Source organism: Bacillus sp. FSL K6-1106 (assembly GCF_038005245.1).
GTDB classification, from domain to species: Bacteria; Bacillota; Bacilli; order Bacillales; family Bacillaceae; genus Bacillus; species Bacillus altitudinis.
In genome coordinates this window covers 1,642,223-1,664,469 of record NZ_JBBOSV010000001.1, presented here as the reverse complement: position 1 = coordinate 1,664,469, position 22,247 = coordinate 1,642,223, and the positions used below count along the sequence as shown (strand labels likewise).

The 22,247-nt window shown below is 41.3% G+C and carries 19 protein-coding genes; 13 read left to right on the top strand and 6 right to left on the bottom strand.

The genetic code is table 11. The features are described from left to right. Nucleotides 1–59: 59 nt before the first annotated feature. Complete coding sequence (locus MHI20_RS08780) at nt 60–476, bottom strand: hypothetical protein (protein ID WP_340937611.1); 417 nt, start codon at nt 474–476, stop codon at nt 60–62. 202 nt (nt 477–678) lie between these two features. Here MHI20_RS08780 and MHI20_RS08775 point away from each other — a divergent pair, with 202 nt between their 5' ends. Next, nucleotides 679–885 (top strand): hypothetical protein, encoded by a 207-nt coding sequence (locus MHI20_RS08775; protein WP_008346803.1) that lies wholly within the window; start codon nt 679–681, stop codon nt 883–885. Between the two features lie 46 nt (nt 886–931). Here the strand turns inward: MHI20_RS08775 and yumC are convergent, their stop codons facing one another. Next, a complete protein-coding gene (gene yumC, locus MHI20_RS08770; RefSeq protein WP_241511434.1) occupies nt 932–1,930 on the bottom strand; it encodes a ferredoxin--NADP reductase 2 in 999 nt (332 codons plus the stop codon). 390 nt (nt 1,931–2,320) lie between these two features. Between yumC and MHI20_RS08765 the strand changes: the two genes are divergently transcribed. The 4 genes from MHI20_RS08765 (at nt 2,321) to MHI20_RS08750 (ending at nt 4,945) form a co-directional block, all read left to right on the top strand. Then, nucleotides 2,321–3,538, top strand: coding sequence for an NAD(P)/FAD-dependent oxidoreductase (locus MHI20_RS08765; protein WP_160758061.1), 1,218 nt, complete (start codon nt 2,321–2,323; stop codon nt 3,536–3,538). Nucleotides 3,539–3,673: 135 nt separating this feature from the next. Then, on the top strand, nt 3,674–3,799 hold the full coding sequence (locus tag MHI20_RS08760) for a YuiA family protein (RefSeq protein ID WP_008346797.1): 126 nt from the start codon (nt 3,674–3,676) through the stop codon (nt 3,797–3,799). An 81-nt stretch (nt 3,800–3,880) separates the two neighbouring features. Continuing rightward, the gene (locus MHI20_RS08755; protein ID WP_003212933.1) at nt 3,881–4,201 is read left to right on the top strand and encodes a YuiB family protein; all 321 of its coding nucleotides are present in this window, start codon (nt 3,881–3,883) and stop codon (nt 4,199–4,201) included. Nucleotides 4,202–4,300: 99 nt separating this feature from the next. After that, on the top strand, nt 4,301–4,945 hold the full coding sequence (locus tag MHI20_RS08750; protein ID WP_024719745.1) for a 3D domain-containing protein: 645 nt from the start codon (nt 4,301–4,303) through the stop codon (nt 4,943–4,945). Between the two features lie 40 nt (nt 4,946–4,985). Here the strand turns inward: MHI20_RS08750 and MHI20_RS08745 are convergent, their stop codons facing one another. After that, complete coding sequence (locus tag MHI20_RS08745; protein WP_024719744.1) at nt 4,986–5,462, bottom strand: divergent PAP2 family protein; 477 nt, start codon at nt 5,460–5,462, stop codon at nt 4,986–4,988. 326 nt (nt 5,463–5,788) lie between these two features. On the opposite strand from MHI20_RS08745, the gene MHI20_RS08740 reads away from it, so the two are divergent. Both MHI20_RS08740 and MHI20_RS08735 read left to right on the top strand, forming a co-directional pair. Beyond that, a complete protein-coding gene (locus tag MHI20_RS08740; RefSeq protein ID WP_008346787.1) occupies nt 5,789–7,279 on the top strand; it encodes a leucyl aminopeptidase in 1,491 nt (496 codons plus the stop codon). A 139-nt stretch (nt 7,280–7,418) separates the two neighbouring features. Continuing rightward, nucleotides 7,419–8,747: a Na+/H+ antiporter family protein gene (locus MHI20_RS08735; RefSeq protein ID WP_024719743.1), complete on the top strand. Its 1,329-nt coding sequence runs from the start codon at nt 7,419–7,421 to the stop codon at nt 8,745–8,747. Between the two features lie 47 nt (nt 8,748–8,794). Here the strand turns inward: MHI20_RS08735 and MHI20_RS08730 are convergent, their stop codons facing one another. The 3 genes from MHI20_RS08730 to MHI20_RS08720 all read right to left on the bottom strand — a co-directional run bounded on the left by MHI20_RS08730 (nt 8,795) and on the right by MHI20_RS08720 (nt 11,984). Continuing rightward, nucleotides 8,795–9,391: a biotin transporter BioY gene (locus tag MHI20_RS08730; protein ID WP_041091835.1), complete on the bottom strand. Its 597-nt coding sequence runs from the start codon at nt 9,389–9,391 to the stop codon at nt 8,795–8,797. A gap of 116 nt (nt 9,392–9,507) precedes the next feature. Beyond that, a complete protein-coding gene (ald, locus tag MHI20_RS08725; RefSeq protein WP_017358929.1) occupies nt 9,508–10,644 on the bottom strand; it encodes an alanine dehydrogenase in 1,137 nt (378 codons plus the stop codon). A 110-nt stretch (nt 10,645–10,754) separates the two neighbouring features. Further along, a complete protein-coding gene (locus MHI20_RS08720) occupies nt 10,755–11,984 on the bottom strand; it encodes a PucR family transcriptional regulator (RefSeq protein WP_008345900.1) in 1,230 nt (409 codons plus the stop codon). A gap of 407 nt (nt 11,985–12,391) precedes the next feature. Here MHI20_RS08720 and MHI20_RS08715 point away from each other — a divergent pair, with 407 nt between their 5' ends. From MHI20_RS08715 to essA, 6 genes are all read left to right on the top strand, one after another. Then, nucleotides 12,392–12,685 carry a WXG100 family type VII secretion target gene (locus tag MHI20_RS08715; RefSeq protein WP_003213769.1) on the top strand — a complete coding sequence of 98 codons (294 nt, stop codon included), beginning with the start codon at nt 12,392–12,394 and terminating at the stop codon, nt 12,683–12,685. Nucleotides 12,686–12,780: 95 nt separating this feature from the next. Further along, a complete protein-coding gene (locus tag MHI20_RS08710) occupies nt 12,781–13,020 on the top strand; it encodes an EsaB/YukD family protein (RefSeq protein ID WP_008345897.1) in 240 nt (79 codons plus the stop codon). A 14-nt stretch (nt 13,021–13,034) separates the two neighbouring features. Further along, a complete protein-coding gene (gene essB, locus MHI20_RS08705; protein WP_045034547.1) occupies nt 13,035–14,348 on the top strand; it encodes a type VII secretion protein EssB in 1,314 nt (437 codons plus the stop codon). 51 nt (nt 14,349–14,399) lie between these two features. Then, nucleotides 14,400–18,875 (top strand): type VII secretion protein EssC, encoded by a 4,476-nt coding sequence (gene essC / locus MHI20_RS08700; RefSeq protein ID WP_340937598.1) that lies wholly within the window; start codon nt 14,400–14,402, stop codon nt 18,873–18,875. Beyond that, nucleotides 18,872–21,769 carry a type VII secretion protein EsaA gene (gene esaA, locus MHI20_RS08695; RefSeq protein WP_110487407.1) on the top strand — a complete coding sequence of 966 codons (2,898 nt, stop codon included), beginning with the start codon at nt 18,872–18,874 and terminating at the stop codon, nt 21,767–21,769. The genes essC and esaA overlap by 4 nt, the downstream gene beginning before the upstream one ends. Further along, nucleotides 21,750–22,247: a type VII secretion protein EssA gene (gene essA / locus MHI20_RS08690; RefSeq protein WP_041507707.1), complete on the top strand. Its 498-nt coding sequence runs from the start codon at nt 21,750–21,752 to the stop codon at nt 22,245–22,247. The genes esaA and essA overlap by 20 nt, the downstream gene beginning before the upstream one ends.

Here is a 22,247-nt window from a genome sequence, read left to right as displayed (position 1 = left end):
GAAAGGGATCAATGAAGGTGTAAAAAATGAAAAAAAGACACTCATTCAGCGTCTCTTCCTCATATAGCTTCTTCTATTTTCAATGGTTCTTTATCCAAGACATCCACCAACTCTTCAGTGCTAAACAAATAAATCACCACTTCTTTATTGCCATCTTCCACATGGACTTCAACCTCAATTTTTATCTTGGCTCGTTCTCCAAGATACACCACTTCAAAGATGCCCATTCTTTTTGTTTCATTGTTTTTATTCATTTTTTGAACGTTGGTGAGTATCTGTTTGATTTCTTGATCACTCAAACCAGCATCTAAAATCGAAGTAGACACATGTGTTAAAAAAGGTTCTAGCTGATCAACATCCATATTCAATCCTGCAGCGAATTGAGCATAATGTTTGTTATAGTCTTTTGCGAACACTTCTACTGAGCCGCCAATTATCAGTAACAAGCTTAAACTAATCATGAAACGCTTTATCATCTTTCCACCTATCCTTCATGACGATCTTCTCCTTCTTATATCGGTTGAACAGATCAAATCTTCATTGATTCGATTTCTTCTCAAACAATTTGTAAATCGCTCAATTTTGTTACAGCTTGTCCTCACAACTGGCTATTTCTACTCGAAAAGAGTATCATGAGAACCAAACATAAACTGTCATCAGAAAAGAGGTTGCTGAGGTTTGAGTGAACAAATCAATTGCAGGAACTGTCATGAACTGATTCCGTATCGTTCAAAAACATGTCCATCTTGCGGGATAGACAAGCCGCTTCCGAAAAAGGAACGTGTGAAGGATCGGGTGATTTTGGTTGTGGCAGGAATTGTTGTGGTGTTACTCGCTGCAATGGTACTTGGAATGGCGAATGCCTATATTGGGATTTTTAAATAAACAAAAAAGGAGTTCCGCAGATGGAACTCCTTTTTTTGATCCGTTCTTATTTATTTTCAAATAAGCTTGTGGAATGAAGCGGCTGTACACGAGCTTTCGGGTCCATGTAAGCTTTGGCGTTGTTCACAGCAGTTGGCGCTTCACCAAATCCGCTTGCGATTAATTTGACTTTTCCTTCATACGTACAGATGTCTCCTGCCGCATAGAAGCCTTCGATGTTTGTTTCCATCGTGGATTTGACCACGATAGAGTTCTTTTCGATTTCAAGGCCCCATTGTTTGATTGGTCCAAGGGAGGAAACAAAACCGAAGTTGACGATCACGTCGTCCACATCTAGTACTTGCTTTTTATCGCCTTTCACTTCTTCAAGCACAATTTGTTCAATGCGTTCTTCTCCAATGAGCTCAGTTGGAACAAATGGTGTCAGCACATTGACTTTCGAGTTGTGCAAGTTTTCTACACTGTGCTCATGTGCACGGAATTTATCACGACGGTGAATAATCGACACTTCTTTTGCGATTGGCTCAAGCATCAGTGCCCAGTCGACCGCAGAGTCTCCGCCGCCAAGAACAGCAACACGTCTGCCAGCGAATTGGTTCAAGTCATTGATGAAGTAATGCAGGTTGCTTCCTTCAAATGATTCTGCTGTATCTAGCTCAAGCTTTCTCGGTTGGAATGCACCGTTACCAGCTGTAATGATGATCGTTTTTGAATAATGAACCTCTTGATTCGTAACGAGTTTGAAGATACCGTCTGCTTGTTTTTCAACCGTTTCCACAGCTTGCTCTAAGCAAATGGTTTGATCAAATTTATCCATTTGTTCCTTTAAATTATCAATTAATTCTTGTGCGCGGATTTTTGGGAAACCAGCCACATCATAAATGTATTTTTCAGGGTAAAGAGCGGATAGTTGACCGCCGAGCTGAGGAAGGCTTTCAATGATTTTCACACTTGCCTGTCTCATGCCCCCGTAAAACGCAGTAAACAATCCGACTGGGCCGCCCCCGATAACGGTAATGTCATATACCTTAGAATCTTCTTGCATTCCTTAATCCTCCCAAATGAAAATTGTTATCACTATATCATATCATACCACATATCGTCGTTTGACTTGTTTTGAAAAACTTGTCGTTTTTTGATGCCGATGCTGTGAAAAGGGGAAAAAAGAGAGAAAGACCGTTTATCCTAAGGATTTTCAGTTTAAAGCCTTGAAAAAAGGAGCAGAACTCGCTATTATTGTTAAGGGAACTAAATATTAATTTTTTATGAATTTTTGTCGGATACGGTCAAATGCTTTCGTTTTTTGTAGGTGAAAGTTCAGATTTTCACATACTTATTTTTTTGTTTAAATTTCATAAAATGCCGCAAAGCGGTTGAGAATAACGATATGTAATTCTTTATCCGTTTTACAGCAAATTTAAAAAAGGTGGATGTGATTCCAGTGAATAAACCGAAAATCGTTGTATTAGGTGCAGGTTATGGCGGATTAATGACTGTAACAAGATTAACAAAACAGCTTGGCACAAATGATGCGGACATTACTCTTGTGAACAAGCATAATTATCATTACGAAACAACATGGTTACATGAAGCAAGTGCAGGTACTCTTCATCATGACCGTTGTCGTTATCAAATCAAAGATGTGATTAACAGTTCCCGTGTCAACTTTGTACAAGCAACAGTTGAAAGCATTAATAAGGAAGAGAAGAAAGTTGTGACATCAGATGGCGAACTTTCTTATGACTACCTTGTTGTTGCGCTGGGTGCTGTTCCTGAAACATTTGGTATTGCAGGACTGAAAGAATATGCATTCTCAATCTCTAACATCAACTCTGCTCGTCAGCTTCGTGAGCACATTGAACTTCAATTTGCGACATATAATACGGAAGCTGAAAAGCGTCCAGAGCGTCTGACAATCGTTGTCGGCGGTGCAGGCTTCACAGGTATTGAGTTCCTTGGTGAGCTTGGAAACCGTGTACCTGAGCTTTGCAAAGAGTATGATATTGATCAAAAAGACGTGCGTATTATCTGTGTAGAAGCTGCACCAACAGCTCTTCCAGGATTTGATCCTGAATTGATCGACTATGCGATGAACTACCTTCAAGGTAAAGGTGTTGAGTTCAAAATCGGTACAGCGATCAAAGAATGTACGCCTGAAGGCATCATTGTTGGAAAAGACGATGATACAGAAGAAATCAAAGCAGAAACAGTTGTTTGGGCTGCTGGTGTACGTGGTAACCCAATCGTTGAAGAAGCTGGATTTGAAAACATGCGCGGCCGCGTAAAAGTGTCTCCAGATCTTCGAGTACCAGAAAATGAAGATGTATTCATCATCGGTGACTGCTCATTAATCATCAATGAAGAAATTAATCGTCCATACCCACCTACTGCACAAATTGCGATGCAGCAAGGTGAAACAGTAGCGAAAAACCTTGCAGCACTAGTAAAAGGTGGCACGCTTGAAAGCTTTAAGCCAGACATCAAAGGAACAGTTGCTTCTCTTGGTGAACACGACGCTGTAGGTGTTGCGTTTGGTAAAAAACTTCAAGGAACAAAAGCTTCTGCAATGAAAAAAATCATCGACAACCGTTCATTATTCATGGTTGGCGGACCAGGACTTGTTCTGAAAAAAGGAAAATTCAAGTTCTTCTAAATCGATATAGACAAAAACGTGTATCCTTGTGGTACACGTTTTTTAATGTTTGACGGAATATTTTCTCACTTGGTACTGGACAGAAAAATATGTTATGATGAATTATCAGAAAATTTAGATTAAGGAGTGAGCAATATGAATGCACAAACGAAAGAAAAAAAGTCAACTTGTCAGTATTGTTCAGGAAAAGGGTATTTTCAGTTATTGCTCGGCGGATCAGAAACATGTGAGGAATGTAAAGGGACAGGAAAGAAGCATTAATCTTACGGCTTTTTCCATTGATTGACTTCATCTCTATTTCCAAGTTAAACTAATGATGGGATATTTGGGGGTGGAGATGAAGTGATCAGTTTACCAGTCGTTATCATTTCAGTTATTTTATTTTTCGTGTTATTCTTCGGCATTGGCTTTTTGCTGAATATGCTGCTGAGAATGTCATGGATTATGGCAATTTTATATCCAATTGTATGCCTTTTCATTATCAATAATCAAAAGATGATTGCTTATGTAAGAGAACCAGGCATTGCTTTTTCCGGGATAGGAGACCGCATCGTTTCTCTTGCTGCGGCAGATATCATTATTTTATTAAGTGGTCTGATTGGTGCCATTGCCTCAGGTTTTGTCATCAATGCCCTTCGTAAAAGAGGCTATCAAATGTTTTAACTCACTTGTCCATACGCAAGTGGGTTTTTTTGTTTCTCCTTTGCATAGTTTCCATTTTGTTTGGAAACAAATAGATGGGTAGAGGAGTGACAAATAGAAATGAAAACATGGATGAAACGATTGTTCATGACAGTTCTGTTTATGCTTGCCTTGATGACAAGCTTTACGGGCATATCTGGCGTAGAACCAAGTGATTTAGCTGCATGGGTGAAAGAGACCGATGCCGGTAAGCACGTATCTTCTTTTTTAAAGCATCCAAAAAGGCAGACGATGGCGGTGAAAAGTGACGATTTGCGTGCTGTTTCTCTCGAAGAAGCATTTAATTGGAACGATTATCCGAAGCAAAAAGTTGTCGCCACAGGTTATACAGCAGGTGTAGAATCAACAGGTAAGACGAAAGAACATCATGCATATGGCATTACATATTCAGGCGTCAAAGTAAAACGTGATTTATATTCAACCGTGGCAGCGGACCCATCTGTCTTTCCGATAGGAACTGTCCTGTTTATCCCCAATTATGGCTATGGTGTAGTCGCAGATACTGGGAAAGCGATTAAAGGTCATAAGCTTGATTTATATTATGAAACGGTTGATGATGTGTATAGAGAATGGGGTAAAAAAGTGCTGGACGTTTATGTGATTAAAAAGGGTGAAGGGACGCTGACAGAAAAAGACTTAAATCAGTTGAATGAAGCGGAATCGATGCAAGTGTTCCGGCAGCAGTTTCAAGCCAATAAAGAATAAAAAAGCTTTGGATCTCAAAAGGTCCAAAGCTTTTTCGTTTCTACATGAAGTAATAATCTAAGATGAGTGTGAGCAAGATTCCTGTTAAGCCGCCGAAGAAAACTTCAATCGGCTTATGCCCAAGAAGCTCTTTCAATTTCTTTTGCTTCTCTTTTTCTTCCGCACTTGGGAAGTTCTTTGCCTCGGCAACAAACCGGTTAAAATCTGTGACCAGTTTGTTTAGGACAGTTGCCTGTTCTCCTGCCTGTCTGCGAACACCTGTCGCATCAAACATCGTAATAATGGCAAAGATGGCGGAAATGGCAAAAATAGATGTTCCTAGCCCGTGCTCTAAAGCAACTGCTGTTGAGAGTGCTGTTACTGCTGCGGAGTGTGAACTTGGCATTCCGCCTGTGCTTGTAATGAGCGACCAATCTAGTCGTCTAGAAATGATAAATTGAATCGGTACTTTTACAAATTGTGCAAAAAAGATGGCTGCAAGGCTGGCAAGCAGCGGAAAATTCGTCAGTACGCTCATGAACAAGAAACATCCTCTCTTTAAGAAAAAATAACGTGCGAAATGATAAAGTATTTACCCTAGTAAGATAAAAAAATGATGGCAGTAAGAACTGTTGCCAAGTCCATGTTCATTATAACATTAAAGAAAGTAGATGTGGAACGAGGAGACCATGGACAGGTTGCTATTGATCGCTGCCGCTTTTTCATGATGCCCTTCCGCGTGCCAAAATATAAATGTTCTTCAAGGGAAGACAGGCTGGCAATGATCGTATCAGCACATAAATTTTGATATAATAGAAGTTCCAATGTGAAATATGGAGTTCATTGAAGGAGCGTGTGATAAATATGTTTTTCTCGACAAATGAGTTGCAACATAAAGATACACTGGCCATCGGACTTTTTCAAAAGAGCCAATTATCAGGAAAAGCAAAAGAAATGGATGAGTTACATGGAGGAAGAATCACTGAATTATTAAAAGAAGGTGATATTTCGTCTAAGCGAAATCAGCTTTCGAAATTTTTCCCATCCCCTGAAACCGGCATTAAACGCATTTATTTTGTCGGGCTTGGGAAGGAGTCAGATTACACGTTTGAAGAGGCAAAGGAAGTGTTTGCGCATTTATTTAAAAAGCTTCATCAAGATAAAAAGCAAGCAGTTTCGGTTTTGCTTGATACATTCACAGGAAAGGATCTGCCTGTTCAAGATGCAGCCCATGCCCTTTCTGAAAGCTGCCTTTTAGCTACATATGAATTACAAGATTTTAAACATAAAACGAATGAACCGGATCGCTTTATCGAATTTGTTTATGCAACAACGGATCATGATGCTGCCGAAATTCAGGCAAGTTTGAAAGTGGGCGAAGTCTACGGACAATCGGTCAATTCGGCTCGTACACTTGTGAACATGCCGCCGAACATGCTTACGTCCTCTGATCTTGCATCCTATGCGGCAGAGCTTGCTTATAAATATGAATTCGAGATTGAAATTTTAGATAAAGAACAAATGGAAGAGCTCGGAATGGGCGGTATTCTAGCCGTTAATAGAGGCTCAACAGAACCACCGAAGCTGATTGTATTGAAATATCAAGGCAAGGAAGAATGGACAGACGTCATTGGCCTTGTCGGTAAAGGCATTACGTATGATACAGGTGGGTATTCCTTAAAGCCAAGAGCAAGTATGGTAGGGATGAAAACAGATATGGGCGGCTCAGCCTCTGTTTTAGGCGCAATGGAAATCATCGGTGAACTTCGTCCAGAGCAAAATGTCATTGCGGTCATCGCCTCAACAGATAATATGGTCTCAGCAGATGCGATGAAGCCAGATGACGTCATTGTCTCACTAAGCGGCAAAACAATCGAAGTGCTTAACACGGATGCAGAAGGTCGGCTTGTTTTAGCAGATGGTGTGACCTATGCGAAGCAGCATGGAGCCTCTGTGCTTGTGGATGTTGCGACATTAACAGGCGGTGTCATTGTGGCACTTGGGAATGAAACAACAGGCGTGATGACCAATAACGATGAACTGTATGCCCAGTTTAAAGAGGCATCAGAAGAATGTGGGGAAATGATTTGGCAGCTGCCAATCACCGAAAAAGATAAAAAACGAGTAAGAAACAGCAAAATGGCTGATCTGAATAACTCACCAGGCCGTGATGGCCATGCGATCATGGCAGGTGCATTTATCGGAGAATTCGCTGAAGACACCCCTTGGGTACACTTAGATATTGCAGGAACTGCCACGACAGAAAAGCCTTCATGCTTTGGACCAACAGGAGCAACAGGTGTGATGGTCAGATCATTAGCAACATTTGTGGAACGATTTGAACCGAAGAAATAAAGACAGAAGCTCTGCCAGTTGGCAGAGCTTTTTATGTAGGACATACGCCATTTGACGAAGTAAATTTTCTATGGTAACATACGTTGGTACTTTAATTATCTACTACATTAGTAAACTAAAGGATTTCGGAGGTTTCACCATGAATGCAGTTGTTTTAGCGGTTGTTTTAATGTTGATATTAAGCTTGCTGCGGGTCAATGTCGTGATTGCGTTGGCACTTGGCGCTTTAGCGGGCGGACTTGCAGGTGGATTAGGTCTAGGGGGAACAGTTCAAGCGTTCACTGACGGTCTTGGCGGAAATGCGACAGTGGCGATTAGTTACGCACTATTAGGTGCATTCGCAGCCGCACTGACGAAAACGGGTCTTCCTGATGCCATGGTCGAAGGAGCTGTGAAGCTTCTTGGAAAAGAAGGCGATTCAAGAAGAAAAACATTATCAAAAGTGCTCATTATTCTGGTCATTTTGATTGTATCTTGTTTTTCTCAAAACGTTGTTCCTGTTCATATTGCCTTTATTCCGGTCTTAATCCCGCCATTATTAAAGGTGTTTAACGAGCTTCAAATTGACCGCAGACTGCTAGCATGTGTGATGACTTTCGGACTTACTGCACCATATATTTTACTTCCGGTCGGTTTTGGACAGATTTTTCACGGAATGCTTCGTGACAACATGAAAGATGCAGGTTTAACAGTGAATTTAGCAGACATTCCGTATGCGATGCTGATTCCTGTAGGCGGCATGGTTGTTGGCTTGATCGTTTCACTCTTTGTCTATCGTAAGCCAAAAACATATGAGAATCGTGACATTACGGATGTAGAAAAATCAGCATATACAAAAAAGAGCTTATTCTTTGCTGGACTTGCGATCCTTGTATCACTTATTGTTCAGTTATATCTCTCTCAAAGCCTTGGAGTCGAAGGGATGATCTTCGGTGCGCTTGCAGGCTTGCTTGTCTTGTTTGTAACGGGAATGATGAAACGTGATGAAGCAGATGCGCTGATTACATCTGGCATGAACATGATGGCATTTATCGGATTTGTCATGCTTGTTGCAGCTGGATTTGCCAATGTTTTAACGAAAACAGGAGATATTGAATCTCTCGTCAAGGCGTCTTCTCAATTTATCGGAAACAGCCAAAGCTTAGCGGCTATTTTAATGCTACTGGTGGGTCTGCTAGTGACAATGGGCATTGGCTCATCATTTGCAACGATTCCGATTATTACGACGATCTTTGTCCCGCTTTGTTTACACTTAGGATTCAGCCCGATGGCGACTATTGCGATTATTGGTTCAGCTGCGGCGGTAGGAGATGCAGGTTCACCTGCAAGCGACAGTACACTCGGACCAACATCTGGACTGAATATGGATGGACAGCATCACCACATTTGGGGTACATGTGTCCCAACATTCGCCTTTTATAATATCCCGCTCGTCTTGTTCGGCTGGCTTGCGGCAATTATGCTATAAATGAAAAAAGGTTCCTTACTCATAGAGTAGAGGAGCCTTTTCTGATATTAGGAAGCTGTTTGTTCTTTTCGAAAGGATGTGGCTTTTGAAACTGATCGATAAATTTTAGGTGCCAGCATCGCAAGGAGAATGGTCAGCGCGTAGTCTTTTACCATAAACCACATCATGAAGAACCATGTGGTTTGATAAGAGATTGGTGCGTTCAGCCATACATTTAATGCGATGTACGTATAAGTTGTCCCGATCACATACATCACGGTCGTTCCTGCAATGGCTGCAAATAAAAAGCGGCCAAAACCAGGGTTTTGTCTTTTTTCAAGAATGAATCCGGCAAGCCATGCAGCAGGAATGTATGATAACACAAAGCCACCGCTTTTTCCTAAAATAACGCCGAGACCCGCCGAGAACTGTGCGAATACAGGTGCACCAGCGATCCCAACAAGAGCATAGACAATCATGGCCAATGCGCCAAGTCGTCTGCCTAGCAAAAGACCAGCAAGCACACAAAAAAACGGCTGCATCGTAAGTGGGATTCCGCCGACCTGTAAAAATGGCACAATGGATGTGATATTGGCTCCGATAGCCATGAGTGCAGCAAACATCCCGACGAGCACAAAGTCAGCTGTTCTTGTCTTCTTTTGCATGATATTTCCCCCTGTCTTATCTGTACAAATAGATTAAGGGGAAGAGGTTCTTTTGTCAACTTATTTTTATTTTAGGTTAACAATAAAACCCGCCCCTGAAAAGGGCGGGCTAGATATTAAGCTTCGGTCATGGAAGAGGTTTCAAGGGCTTTACTAACAGGCACATAATCATAGCCGAGATCACGAGCGACAGCTTCATAGGTGATATGTCCATTCATCACATTGACGCCTTCAGCAATCGCCTTGTTTTCTTTGATCGCTTTTGCAGCACCTTTATTTGCAATCTGCAGTGCGTATGGGACCGTGACATTTGTTAAAGCAACTGTCGATGTTCTCGGAACCGCTCCTGGCATATTGGCAACAGCATAATGTAAAATGCCGTGCTTTTCATAAGTAGGCTGATCATGTGTTGTGATATGATCGATTGTTTCCACAATCCCGCCTTGGTCAATGGCTACATCGACAATGACAGAACCAGGCTTCATTTGTTTCACCATTTCTTCTGTGACAAGGGTTGGAGCTTTAGCACCTGGGATGAGAACCGCACAAATGAGCAGGTCTGCCTCGCTCACTGAATCTGCAATGTTAACAGGATTAGACATTAACGTTTTCATTTGATGACCAAACTGATCGTCCAGCTGACGTAATCGTTCCGCATTTACATCAATAAGGGTGACATCTGCGCCAAGTCCGATCGCCATTTTCGCTGCATTTGTTCCAACGACACCGCCGCCAATAATGGTGACTTTCCCTCTCGATACTCCTGGCACGCCGGCGAGCAAAATGCCTTTTCCGCCTTTTGGCTTTTCTAAAAATTGAGCACCAATTTGAGCAGCCATTCTACCTGCTACTTCAGACATTGGCGTTAATAGAGGGAGTGATTTTCCGTCCGTTACCGTTTCATAAGCAATGGCTGTTACACCTTTTTGTTTTAATGCTTCAGCCAAGGAGGGCTCTGCTGCAAGGTGCAAGTACGTAAATAAGATCAGACCTTCTCTGAAATAAGCATATTCTTCAGGTAATGGTTCTTTTACCTTCATAATCATATCAGAAGATGCCCACACATCTTTCGCTTGATCAAGAATCTCTGCACCAACAGATACATAATCGTCATCAGTGAAACCGCTTCCAAAACCAGCGTTCGTTTCAATTAAAATCTGGTGTCCAGCTGAAAGCAATTGAGATGCTGCTCCTGGTGTTAATGCGACCCGGTTTTCATTGTTCTTAATCTCTTTCGGAATGCCGATGATCATATCAATTCCTCCTATGCTTATCTATTGATATTGTATGTCTAGTGTATCCTGAAAGTTTAGAAAATTCTTCGGTTGAATGAAAAAATTAAAAAACGCCTCTTTGTGAAATTTCACAAAGGGACGTTTTTTAGCTTCATATCAAGATAAATAGTCATTTTCTCATTCATGTTTTTTAAATCAATTTCTGCAATGTCCGTAATCCGCTTCAGTCTGTAATTCAGTGTGTTGATATGAATATTTAACTGCTTTGCGGCGATATTGGCGTTGCTGTCACAATCAATAAATCGTTCAAGGGTCTCGACGAGGTTGGAATGATGCCTGAGATCGTAATCCTCAAGTTTTGATAAAGAGTAACTGGAATAAGACGATCCCTTTCGTTTTTCAGCAAGCACATCTAAGTATTGATAAATACCCAGTTCAGAAAAGCTGTTTAATTGTTCTGTTTCCACAGGAAAGCGTTCTTTTGTTTTTAAGACGGCCAGTGCTTCTTTATAGGATGGCTGAATATGAGTAATGTGATCGTAAATTCCACCAATGGCCGCTTGAACGTCATGGAGCTGATACCGATCAGACAACTGCTTTAGCATGCCGCTTGTGAATTGTTTAATATCTTGAAGCGGATGTTCTGTTTTTGGCGAGACAAGAATAATGAATTCGTTAAAATCAACAGTCGTTAAAAGCACCTGCACTTGCTGCGTTGTTTCAAGCAGATAGGAGAGCTTCTTTTCCGTATCTTCTGTGAGTTCATCACGAAGGCGAAAAATAATAATCGCATACGTGTCTGGACACCTCATCCCAAGTCTCAAGAAGAGATCAAGCATCTCATCCTTTTCATGAATATGTCCTGTGAGCATCTTCCAAAATAGCTCCTGATTGCGTTCTTCTGTTTTCGTTTTTCGAATTTGTAAATTGAGTAATTTGTTTTTCACGGCATGTGCTGCCATCTTGAGAAGGTCCATTTCTTCATCTGAAAAAGGCTGCGTGGATTCAATTGCCCAGATAAAGCCGAGCACCTCTTTGTCTTTCCATATGGAAATGGCAACCCTGCTGGATAGACCGACTTCTGCAATTTGAGGTACGCGAAGCGGTTCATCTGTTTTAAGGAGTGTAGGAATGATACCGTCTTTCCAAAGCCGATTAATGACTTTTTCCGGTACACGGCGGGAGATAATGGTTGAAGTTCTGGCGGGATCAGTGAAATCATTATGTGTGCTATAGGCTAATAATCGATGATGAGTATCTTCTATAGTAATAGGGCAATTGAGCACATCACTAATTTGGTCTGCCACATCCTCTAAACGATCAAGGCTATACTTAAATGGATCTGTCTTTTTTGTCATAAAAAACCCCTGCTTTTTCGAATATTTCACGTACTTACATTATGAAGAGAATCAGGTACGTAAATCAACAAAAAAATGCCATAATCATTAAAAAAACAAAAAGCTTGAGAAATGAGCACATTGGTCATGCGTTGATCACAAAAAGAAATAGTACAATAATAATGTAGTAAAAAATCAATAGGCGGAAAGATTCATGGAAGTGCACGCCCTTTTATTAAGAATATATGACCAAAAAACTGTTAAATACTAGATAAAGAGCGAAAAAACAGTAATTCCATAGACTCATTTTGTAAAATAAAAACAGATTTGTTTGACTGTGTATCATTTCTGTTTTTATAATAATAACGTCAAAAAATAAGTGGATTAGCCCATTATATGGCGGCTATGCACGGGAGGTAATGAGGAATATGTCAGGAATTATTCGCGTAACCCCAGAAGAACTAAGAGCGACCGCTAAGCAATATGGTGTTGAAAGTCAAGAAGTGTTAAACCAAGTTGATCGTCTAAATAGAATGATCTCTGACCTAAAAGGAATGTGGGAAGGTGCTTCTAGTGAAGCATTCGCTGATCAATACGAACAGCTAAAACCTTCATTCATCAAAATGTCTGATCTATTAACAGATGTCAGCAATCAGCTTGATCAAACTGCAAATACACTTGAAAGCACTGACCAAGACATCGCTAGCCAAATCCGCGGCTAATCAAAGGGATTTCCTTTCTAAGTGTGAAAAGCAGAAAAAGCGCCGAGTCTGTCAGTTGATGCCGGCGCTCTTTCTATTTTGTGAGGTGGAAATTTGTGTATATCGATATTACCATCGACTTAAAAAACTATGATGGCAGTGTGTTTGATTTGAGACTATCAAATTATTTACATATTAAACAAGTCATCCATATCGCCTGGCAGGCAAAACAAATCTCACTACCTAAACGAGATGGCGGATGGGTGCGTGTAGTCAATAAGAAAGCTGTGTTTTCAGGCGAATATAAGCTGTCAGACTGTGGAATCACCACAGGAGACAGGCTGGAAATACTATGAAAGGACTTTTGTAAATGGCAGATAAAAAGAGTTCCTATTTAGAAGAACAATTAGAAGCAGTCATGAAAAAAGAGGAAGGCACTTACACCTTCATTTTTCAAAGAGAGACAATTAAACTCTTAGACGGTTTAGAAGCGGCACCGATTAAAGACATCAATCCTTCATTTAAAAAAGAGATCCAATTAACCGAAGGTGAGGTCATCATTTCCATTCAACCGCCTCCTGCCTATCAGGAATTTCGTTTCATCCATGCAAAGGATGAAAAAAGCAAATGGATTTTTTCATACCAGCTTGTCGATGCAGTGTGCAAACACGACGTGAAGCGGCTGCATCCTATTGTTTCTCCTGAAAACATTGTTTTTCATCAAGGCTTAGCGCCTGCATTTTTGCATTACGGGGTCAAAGAAAGCATCCCGCCATATGAAACCGACCAACATCGTCTGTTAAAAGAGGTCAAAGCCGTCATTCTTCGAGTGGTGGACCATGAATATCAGTTTCAAGAATATTTGGCTTATCATGATACGTTGAAATTATCTGAGCAGGCAAAGGAAATAAGTGATACACAGTCACTGGAAGAATTGTCTGCTTTGATTCAACAAAAAATAGAAGCCATCGAAGCAAAAGAAAAGACGCTCTTAACCATTCCAAAAAAGAAATGGAAGATCGAACGATACATTGGACTTGGTCTCCTTGTTCTTTTGATTCCTGCATTGGTGTATACCATTTACACGTTCTTTTTCGCCATGCCGAAACAAGAAGCGTATGTGGAAGCGAACAAGTATTATCTCAACAAACAGTACAGCCAAGTGGTGGATACGCTCGAAAAATACAAAGCCGATCAAATGCCAGTCTCTCTTCAATATGAACTGGCCATTTCGTATGTGCAAACGAATCAAGGGAATCTATTGCTTGACCAGCACAAAAAAGAAATCACGGATACGTACACATTGCAGACAGACCCGCAATACTTCCTGTTCTGGATTCATATTGGACAAGGCAATAGCAAGGAAGCTCTGGATATTGCAAGGGTGCTCGGGGACGACCGATACATATTCACAGCACTCGTCGCCTACCGCAATGAAATTCAAAATGACGACAGCCTATCTGCTGAAGAAAAACAAAAACAGCTAGATCCAATCATTAAGGAAATGGCGAAGTATGAAGAAAAAGAAACAACGGAGACGAGCACCAATGACTCCTCAGATGCAAGCCAAACAGATGAAACAGCTGAACAAAAAGAGCAGTCAAAAGCCGATCAGGAGAAAAAAGAGAAAGAATCTGATGCAAAAAAGAAAACCTCTCAGACGAAAAAAGATGAGAAAAAATAATTCTTTCGATACAACTGACAGTTGGTGCTGTCCGATGAGGAGGTGGAGCGTTTGAGTCTTCTATGGGTTTTTTATGAGGAAGATTATCAAACTGTCCGTTTAGATGAGCAGTTCAACCGGGAAGCTGTGATTGGACCTGAAATAGAGCATACAGTAACGATTCCTTCCCTTTCGTTTGATGAAGGATTGATTCGTTTATCTCCAGATGAAACGAATGACGGCTTTTCTCTTTATCAGGGCGAAAAAAAGAAAGGTCACTTACTTCCACATGAACCATATCAGGTTGGTTCACTCACACTCATGTTGATGGATTCACATCATGATCAAACCATTTATTACCTAGGAAATAGAGTCGAAGTGACTATTTCAAGTGAAGAAATAGATGAAGCGGATGTGTGGAAAGAAGAAGCCCATTCAATGTTTCAAGATGCCAAATCCTTCACGTTGGAAAAAATAGAAGGCACTTGGTATGTGATTCCCCAAGATGAAACGATCTATGTGAACGGGAAACAGCTGCACGGTCCACAGCAGCTTCTTGCTGGGGATGAGCTGTTTTGGAACTTTTTGACGCTGTCATTGAAAGATGATGATTTATTGCAAGTAACAGCATTTGAACCATTTCAAACACGTTTAGAAAAAACAAGGCCGCCGAGTACCGAAACGAAACAAAAATATCCTTTATATAGACGAACACCACGTTTGATTTACGATCTGCCAGATGACCGGGTGTCTTTCAGCTTTCCTTCACAGGAGAGTGAAAATAATGGCAGAGGACTTTGGCTCGTAGTTCTTCCGCCGCTTGTCATGCTGATTGTCATGGGGATCGTGGCCCTTGTACAGCCGCGAGGCATCTTTATTGTCGTGTCGATGGCGATGTTTATTATGACGTTAATTACTTCGTCCGTTCAATATTTTAAAGAGAAATCACAGCGCAAAAGACGAGAAGAGAAGCGGCAACGCGTTTACTCGCTTTACTTAGAAAATAAGCGGAAAGAGCTGCAAGAGCTGTATGACCGTCAACAATTTATTTTAACGTATCATTACCCGTCTTTTGAACAAATGAAATATTTGACGTCAGAAATCAGCGGGCGTATTTGGGAAAAGACGCTTGTCAGTGATGATTTTTTACAGCTGCGTCTAGGGACAGGTGCAGTTCCTTCAAGTTATGAATTATCGACGAGCGGCGGCGATATGGCCAATCGTGACATCGATGACTTAATGGAACAAACCCAGCATATGCAAAACGTCTATCGCGAGGTAAAAGATGTACCGATTACGTTCGGTCTTGCGGACGGTCCAACCGGATTAATAGGAAAACCGGCAATTGTCAAAAATGAGCTTCACCAGCTTGTCGGCCAGCTTGCTTTCTCGCACAGCTATCATGATTTGAGATTTGTTTTTATCTTTAATGAACAGGAGTATGAGAACTGGGAATGGATGAAATGGCTGCCGCACTTCCAACTTCCTCATACATACGGGAAAGGGTTTATATATAACGAACAAACACGTGATCAGCTCTTGTCTTCTATTTATGAAATTTTACGAGAGCGTGATCTGGAAGAGGAAAAAGAGAAAAAAATCTTTACGCCTCACTTTGTGTTTATCGTGACAAACCATGAACTCATTGCGGAACATGTGATTTTAGAATACCTAGAAGGCAGCCGGACGGATTTAGGCATCTCAATTATCTTTGCGGCAGAAACAAAGGAAAGCTTGGCTGAAAATATTTCAACGCTTGTTCGTTACATTAACGAAGAAGAAGGAGATATTCTCATTCAGCATAAGAAGGCCGTACGAATTCCATTTCAGCTGGATGCACATGAGCGAGCGGACAATGAGTTGTTTGCCAGAACCTTAAGAACATTAGATCATCAAGTCGGGATGACCAACTCGATTCCAGAAACGGTTTCCTTCCTTGATCTGTTTCATGCCAAACAGGTAGATGACATTGGCATTCGTGAAAAATGGCTGACATCTGAAACAGCAAAGTCATTATCTGTGCCTATCGGTTATAAAGGAAAAAACGATATTGTCGATCTGAATCTGCATGAAAAAGCACATGGCCCACATGGTCTGTTAGCGGGAACAACGGGATCAGGAAAAAGTGAGTTTTTACAGACGTATATTTTATCCTTGGCTGTACACTTTCACCCGCATGAAGTGGCCTTCCTGCTCATTGATTACAAAGGAGGCGGAATGGCGCAGCCGTTCCGAAATATTCCGCACTTACTTGGTACGATCACAAACATTGAAGGCAGCAAAAACTTTAGTGAAAGAGCGCTTGCCTCTATTAAAAGTGAACTGAAGAAAAGACAGCGCTTGTTTGATCAGTATCATGTGAATCATATCAATGACTATACGAAACTCTATAAAGAGAAAAAGGCGGAACAGGCGATGCCTCATTTGTTCTTAATCTCTGATGAGTTTGCTGAATTAAAAAGTGAAGAGCCAGATTTTATTAGAGAGCTTGTCAGTGCCGCGCGGATTGGACGAAGTCTCGGTGTCCATCTCATTTTAGCGACACAAAAGCCTGGCGGGGTCATTGATGATCAAATTTGGAGTAACTCCCGCTTTAAAGTCGCATTAAAGGTACAAGATGCATCAGACAGTAAGGAAATTTTGAAAAATAGTGATGCAGCGTCGATTACCGTGACAGGTCGTGGATATTTACAAGTGGGGAACAATGAAATCTATGAATTATTCCAATCAGCGTGGAGCGGTGCACCGTATATGGAAGATGGCTACGGATCAGAAGATGACATCGCCATTGTAACGGACACTGGACTGATCCCATTATCAGGGGTAAGTACAGAGCCGGCTGTGAAAAAAGAGACAGTGACGGAAATTTCCGCTGTTGTGGATGAAATTGAACGTATGCAGCAGGAGCTTGGAATTGAAAAGCTTCCGAGTCCATGGCTTCCACCGCTTGAAGAACGGATTCCAAAAACACGTTATGCATCAAGTGAAGAGCACGTCTTCCATTTCGCTCTTGTCGATGAGCCAGATCAGCAAAGCCAGCATCCACTTTCTTATCAAATGATGGAGGATGGAAATATTGGCATCTTCGGTTCATCCGGCTACGGCAAATCACTTGCTGCAACCACACTGCTTATGAGCTTCGCAGAAAGATATTCACCTGAAGAATGGCATGCATATATTTATGACTTCGGTAACGGCACCTTGCTACCGCTTGCCAAACTTCCGCATACGGCTGATTATTTCTTAATGGATCAAATGAGAAAGATTCAAAAGTCGATGAAGCGTCTTCGTGAAGAGGTTGAATATCGCAAGCGTTTATTTAGACAGCAGGAAATGAGTCATATCAAAATGTACAATGCGCTGAATGAGAAAAAGCTTCCATTCATATTTATCGTGATTGACAACTTTGACATTGTGAAAGACGAAATGCATGAACTCGAATCTGAATTTATTCAGTTAAGCCGTGATGGACAATCGTTAGGCATTTATTTCTTAATCACAGCGACTCGTGTCAACGCAGTCCGTCAATCGCTTATGAACAACTTGAAAACAAAGATTGTCCATTACTTAATGGATCAAGGAGAGGCATACTCCATTATTGGCAGACCGAAATTCAGCTTAGAGCCGATTCCAGGACGAGTCATTATCAACAAAGAAGAGCTTTACTTTGCCCAAATGTTCCTGCCAGTTGAAGGAGAGAACGATCTCGAATTGTTTGAGCATTTAAAACAAGAGATCCAGCTTCTTCATGATCGCTTTGCATCAGCTGAAAAACCAAAACCTGTACCAATGCTTCCTGATAAACTAACCATTTGGGAGCTAGAGAGTCGCTTAGAAGAACAAAAACAGCCGTATGACATTCCAGTCGGACTAGATGAGGAATCTGTTGCACCTGTTTACTTTGACTTGAAGAAGAATAAACACTGCCTCATCATCGGTCAAACGCAGCGAGGAAAGACAAATGTGACAAAACTGATGCTTGATCAGCTATTAGCAGCAAAACCTGAGAAGCTAGCCGTCTTTGATTCGATAGATCGGGGTCTCTCTCATTACGCAAAAGAAGAGAACATTGATTACCTTGAAACAAAGGATGATATCACCGAATGGGCAGAGGAAATAGACCGCTTATTCAAGGGACGTGAAGAGGTGTACGTCGAAGCTGTGCGCCGTGGAGAGACTGATCAGTTGTCGTTTTCTCAAATTGTGCTTGTGATTGATGGCATTACACGTTTTCAGCAGACGATCGATCCGCGTCTTCAAGACCAATTGGCTGATTTCATGAAGTCATATGCACATCTAGGCTTTAGCCTGATCGCATCAGGGAATCATACCGAATTTAGCAAAGGCTATGATGCACTCACAAACGAAATCAAACAAGTTCGTCATGCCATGTTACTCATGAAAAAATCAGAACAAAACATCATACCGCTTCCGTATGCAAGACAAGAACCAGAGATTCAGCCAGGATTCGGATATTTGGTTGAAAACGGGAAAGAGAAGAAAATCCAGGTTCCTTTATGTGCGGTAGAAAGGAAGAGTGTTCAATGACAGAGCAGCAAAAAAGCTCCATCAAAATCGTGTCGACCATGATACTGATTCTCGTCTTGCCGGTTCTATTTTTCCATCTCATTGGGGATGATCCGGCAAAACAGAAAAAGAATGCCACACGTAACATTGCAGTGGTCAATGAGGATATGGGGGCGAGCGAAAGTGAAAATACCGCTCGTTTCGGACAGGATGTGGTGGCGGCATTATCAGAGCGTCCAGATTACACATGGACAGTCGTCAATCGAAGTGCGGCAGAAAATGGCCTGAAAAATAGAAAGTACGATGCAGTTCTCTATATTCCATCTGACTTCTCTAAAAATGTGCTGAGCTATGATAAGGATCATCCTGAGAAGGCATCTATCCAATTCTCAATCCAAGATCAGCTCAATGCAGTGAATAAAGAAAAAGTACAAAGAGAGCTAGAAAATGCTCAAAAGAAAATGAATGAACAAATGTCGACTTTATATTGGAGTTTTGTATCACAGGAAATCGGCAATGTCAGAGAAGAGTTTGAGCATATTGTTGGCAAAGAGGTCGAATTCCAAAACACGATGTACAACTTCTATAAGCCAAATTCAAACAAACTATCTGATGCCGTCCAGCAGCAGAAGAAACAAATAGAAGAACTAAAAAATGCGATGGCCGATTCACAAAAACAGTATAAAGACGGTTTAAGTACAACAGAAGAAGCGAAAAGCCAGCTGAAGGATTTCGTAAAAGTAGTCGATCAATATCAGCAGTATCAAGACAAACAAAAGGATCTCTTGATCAAAGCGCAATCGACAAGCAAAAAACAAATCCAGCAAGGACTCAAACAGCTTGCGGAGATTCAAAACCAAAATGCCCGCAGCTTTAGCGATCAAATGGGAGGACTCAAAACCGATATCAATGGGGTCCAAAGTCAGCTTAAAACAACGGACAGCGCAATTCAATCTGTTCAAAAGGCAAGAGAAGACGCAATCCCTAAGCAATCGTCGGGTTTAACGGACCTTGTGAAGGCGTCTCAAGAAGAACTGTTGAAGAATTATGAAGGTCAATACTTAGAGGCCTATAAAAGTAAGATCATCGCCTTGCAGAATAAGCTAGAAGCAAAAAGGCAAGAGCTAATCAACGCACCCGAGCAGCCAGCTGATCCTGATGATGACGGGCAATCAGATCAAGATAACGAGAACCCAGAAGAGATTGGCATTAACTTAGATGATGAAACAAATGAACTCTCGCAAATTTCATCGGAAATGAACGATCTAGCTGATCAATTAGAAGATCAGACTGCACCTCCTACTAATGAAGATGATAAAGAGGGTGAAAACGGTCAGGATGCTGTTCAGCCAGATAACAGCGGCACGAATCAATCAAAAGATGACCTAAAAGCACTGTCTAATCGTTTAGAAGAAGTGAAAAAGAAGATTCAAGAAAAAGCGGCCGCTCATAACGACCAATTGAAAGACAAAGTAAGTCAAATGAGTAAGGAGCTTGAAAGCCTCACGAAAAAAGTAGAGAAGCTTGAAAAGATGATTCTGAGGTTACAAGATCGATATAACGTCATTCCGAATGAAATCAAAAATCAGGAATCCTCTATTTTAAACAAAGTGCAAGAGCTGAAACGAGTAAACTCGCCGATTGGCAACACTTTGAATACGAAAATATTTGATCAAGAGTTTAAAACAAATTCAACAAGCACCAAAAAGTTAATGGAATACTCCAATCAACTGTCTCAGCTAGAGATGATGCTTGGGAATCTATATCAACCAACAAACAACTCATCTCTACTAGACACAAAAGGAGATGAAATCCAGTCCATCCTTTCCATCAAAAAAGAAGAAACGGAAAACTGGGATACACTCAAAAATCAAATGCTGACGTCAAATGATGATGTGTCTACCTTTATTGATGAGATGCAAAAATTCTCAGATGGCTACGCAGAATACATTTCGACTCAGCAGGCAAGCATGGAACAGGAGTTAAATGCCATTTCTGAAAGTGCGGACACAGTAGCTGAACAAATGGCTGATCAAGGAGATGCGGTGTATACGGCGGACCTTGCGGGCAGTTCGATTGTTGTGAGTGCACAGGATTCAATTGGTCAGGAAGTGCTTCGTCTTTCTGAAAATATGAGTTCGTTAACCGACCGCCAAAAAGGGGTGGCAGATTATACGAATAATATCGAAGAAAGTGTCACAACCGTTCAAGAAAAAGCGGATACGCTGAACGAAAACTGGAGTAAGAATGTCAATTCTACGAAGCTTGTTCAACAAGATTTGAAGGGTATTTTAGGCAACACTTTAGACGATCAAGGCAACAGCAACTATGTGTATAACCATTTAGCTAATCCGCTGAAAATTAGCGGCGATGTGCCAGAAGAAAAAACGCAGACTGTACCCCCAGTAGTCATTTTGGTTATTGTCATGATCAGCAGTTTGTTGATTGGCTTTTTTAGCTCGTACTATGCGTCAGCGCCAATGCTGGTCAAAGGTGCACTCTTTGGTATTTTAAATCTGCTAGTCGGGCTCATGATCAGCCTGTTTGGACTCAACATTTACAAACTAGCTGATGACCAAGCCATTCAATGGTCGATCTTTACGATTTTGCTGCTAGTGGCATGCTCTGCCTTTATTCGCACAGCTTTCCTTTTCGGTTCAATTGCCGGATGGATGGCAGCAACAGCGCTTATTTTCTTCTTTGTTGCACCGTTAATTGATTTGGTCATGCCAAACTTCCATTTTACAAATCCAGTGACAGACGTGTATCTGTCCATCCAATATGGAAATGGAGACAACTTCGGTATGGGCATCACAGGGCTACTGATTTTAACGATATTGTTCATGGTCATTCCACTAGTGAAGACGCTATGGAAAGACAAAACAGAGGAACGTGATGTCACTCATGAGGCTTAATCTATTCGTCAAAGGGATGGCACTTGGTGTCATATCCCTTTTTCTCCTCAGTCCTGCTGCTTTTGCTGCTACAGGTGAAGATACGGATACGAATGTCAAGCCGAATGAATATCAAGAAAAGAACCTCAATATTAATTCGAGTATATTGAGGGATCAAACGAAATACGAACAAAGCAAAACAACATCTAAAGTCAAAACGGACATTCACTTTGCTGACCCGCCTAAGACCTCTGGTGGTCAACTTGCGCCGCAGCTTTTTAGTGATCTGAAAGAAAATCCGCCTAAAACGCCAGCTCGTATGATGAAAGAGATGAATATCTCTTTCAGCGATTCGGCTGTATCAACGCCTTCTGGCGATGATCATGAAAAGCAGAGATCGGCGCTTCTGCCAATCATTTTTGGCATCTTGATCGCCTTTGGCATCATTGTCATGATCATTCTGATTCCAAAGGTGAATGTGAAGACGGAAAAGAAATAG

Bases quoted from the DNA above. Each gene is read 5' to 3' on its own strand.
- ald (WP_017358929.1), bottom strand. From the start codon at position 10,644: ATGATCATCGGCATTCCGAAAGAGATTAAGAACAATGAAAACCGGGTC.
- MHI20_RS08750 (WP_024719745.1), top strand. From the start codon at position 4,301: ATGAAAACATGGATGAAACGATTGTTCATGACAGTTCTGTTTATGCTT.
- MHI20_RS08780 (WP_340937611.1), bottom strand. From the start codon at position 476: ATGATAAAGCGTTTCATGATTAGTTTAAGCTTGTTACTGATAATTGGC.
- MHI20_RS08745 (WP_024719744.1), bottom strand. From the start codon at position 5,462: ATGAGCGTACTGACGAATTTTCCGCTGCTTGCCAGCCTTGCAGCCATC.
- MHI20_RS08740 (WP_008346787.1), top strand. From the start codon at position 5,789: ATGTTTTTCTCGACAAATGAGTTGCAACATAAAGATACACTGGCCATC.
- MHI20_RS08720 (WP_008345900.1), bottom strand. From the start codon at position 11,984: ATGACAAAAAAGACAGATCCATTTAAGTATAGCCTTGATCGTTTAGAG.
- essB (WP_045034547.1), top strand. From the start codon at position 13,035: ATGGCAGATAAAAAGAGTTCCTATTTAGAAGAACAATTAGAAGCAGTC.
- esaA (WP_110487407.1), top strand. From the start codon at position 18,872: ATGACAGAGCAGCAAAAAAGCTCCATCAAAATCGTGTCGACCATGATA.
- MHI20_RS08730 (WP_041091835.1), bottom strand. From the start codon at position 9,391: ATGCAAAAGAAGACAAGAACAGCTGACTTTGTGCTCGTCGGGATGTTT.
- MHI20_RS08715 (WP_003213769.1), top strand. From the start codon at position 12,392: ATGTCAGGAATTATTCGCGTAACCCCAGAAGAACTAAGAGCGACCGCT.
- MHI20_RS08735 (WP_024719743.1), top strand. From the start codon at position 7,419: ATGAATGCAGTTGTTTTAGCGGTTGTTTTAATGTTGATATTAAGCTTG.
- yumC (WP_241511434.1), bottom strand. From the start codon at position 1,930: ATGCAAGAAGATTCTAAGGTATATGACATTACCGTTATCGGGGGCGGC.
- essA (WP_041507707.1), top strand. From the start codon at position 21,750: ATGTCACTCATGAGGCTTAATCTATTCGTCAAAGGGATGGCACTTGGT.
- MHI20_RS08760 (WP_008346797.1), top strand. From the start codon at position 3,674: ATGAATGCACAAACGAAAGAAAAAAAGTCAACTTGTCAGTATTGTTCA.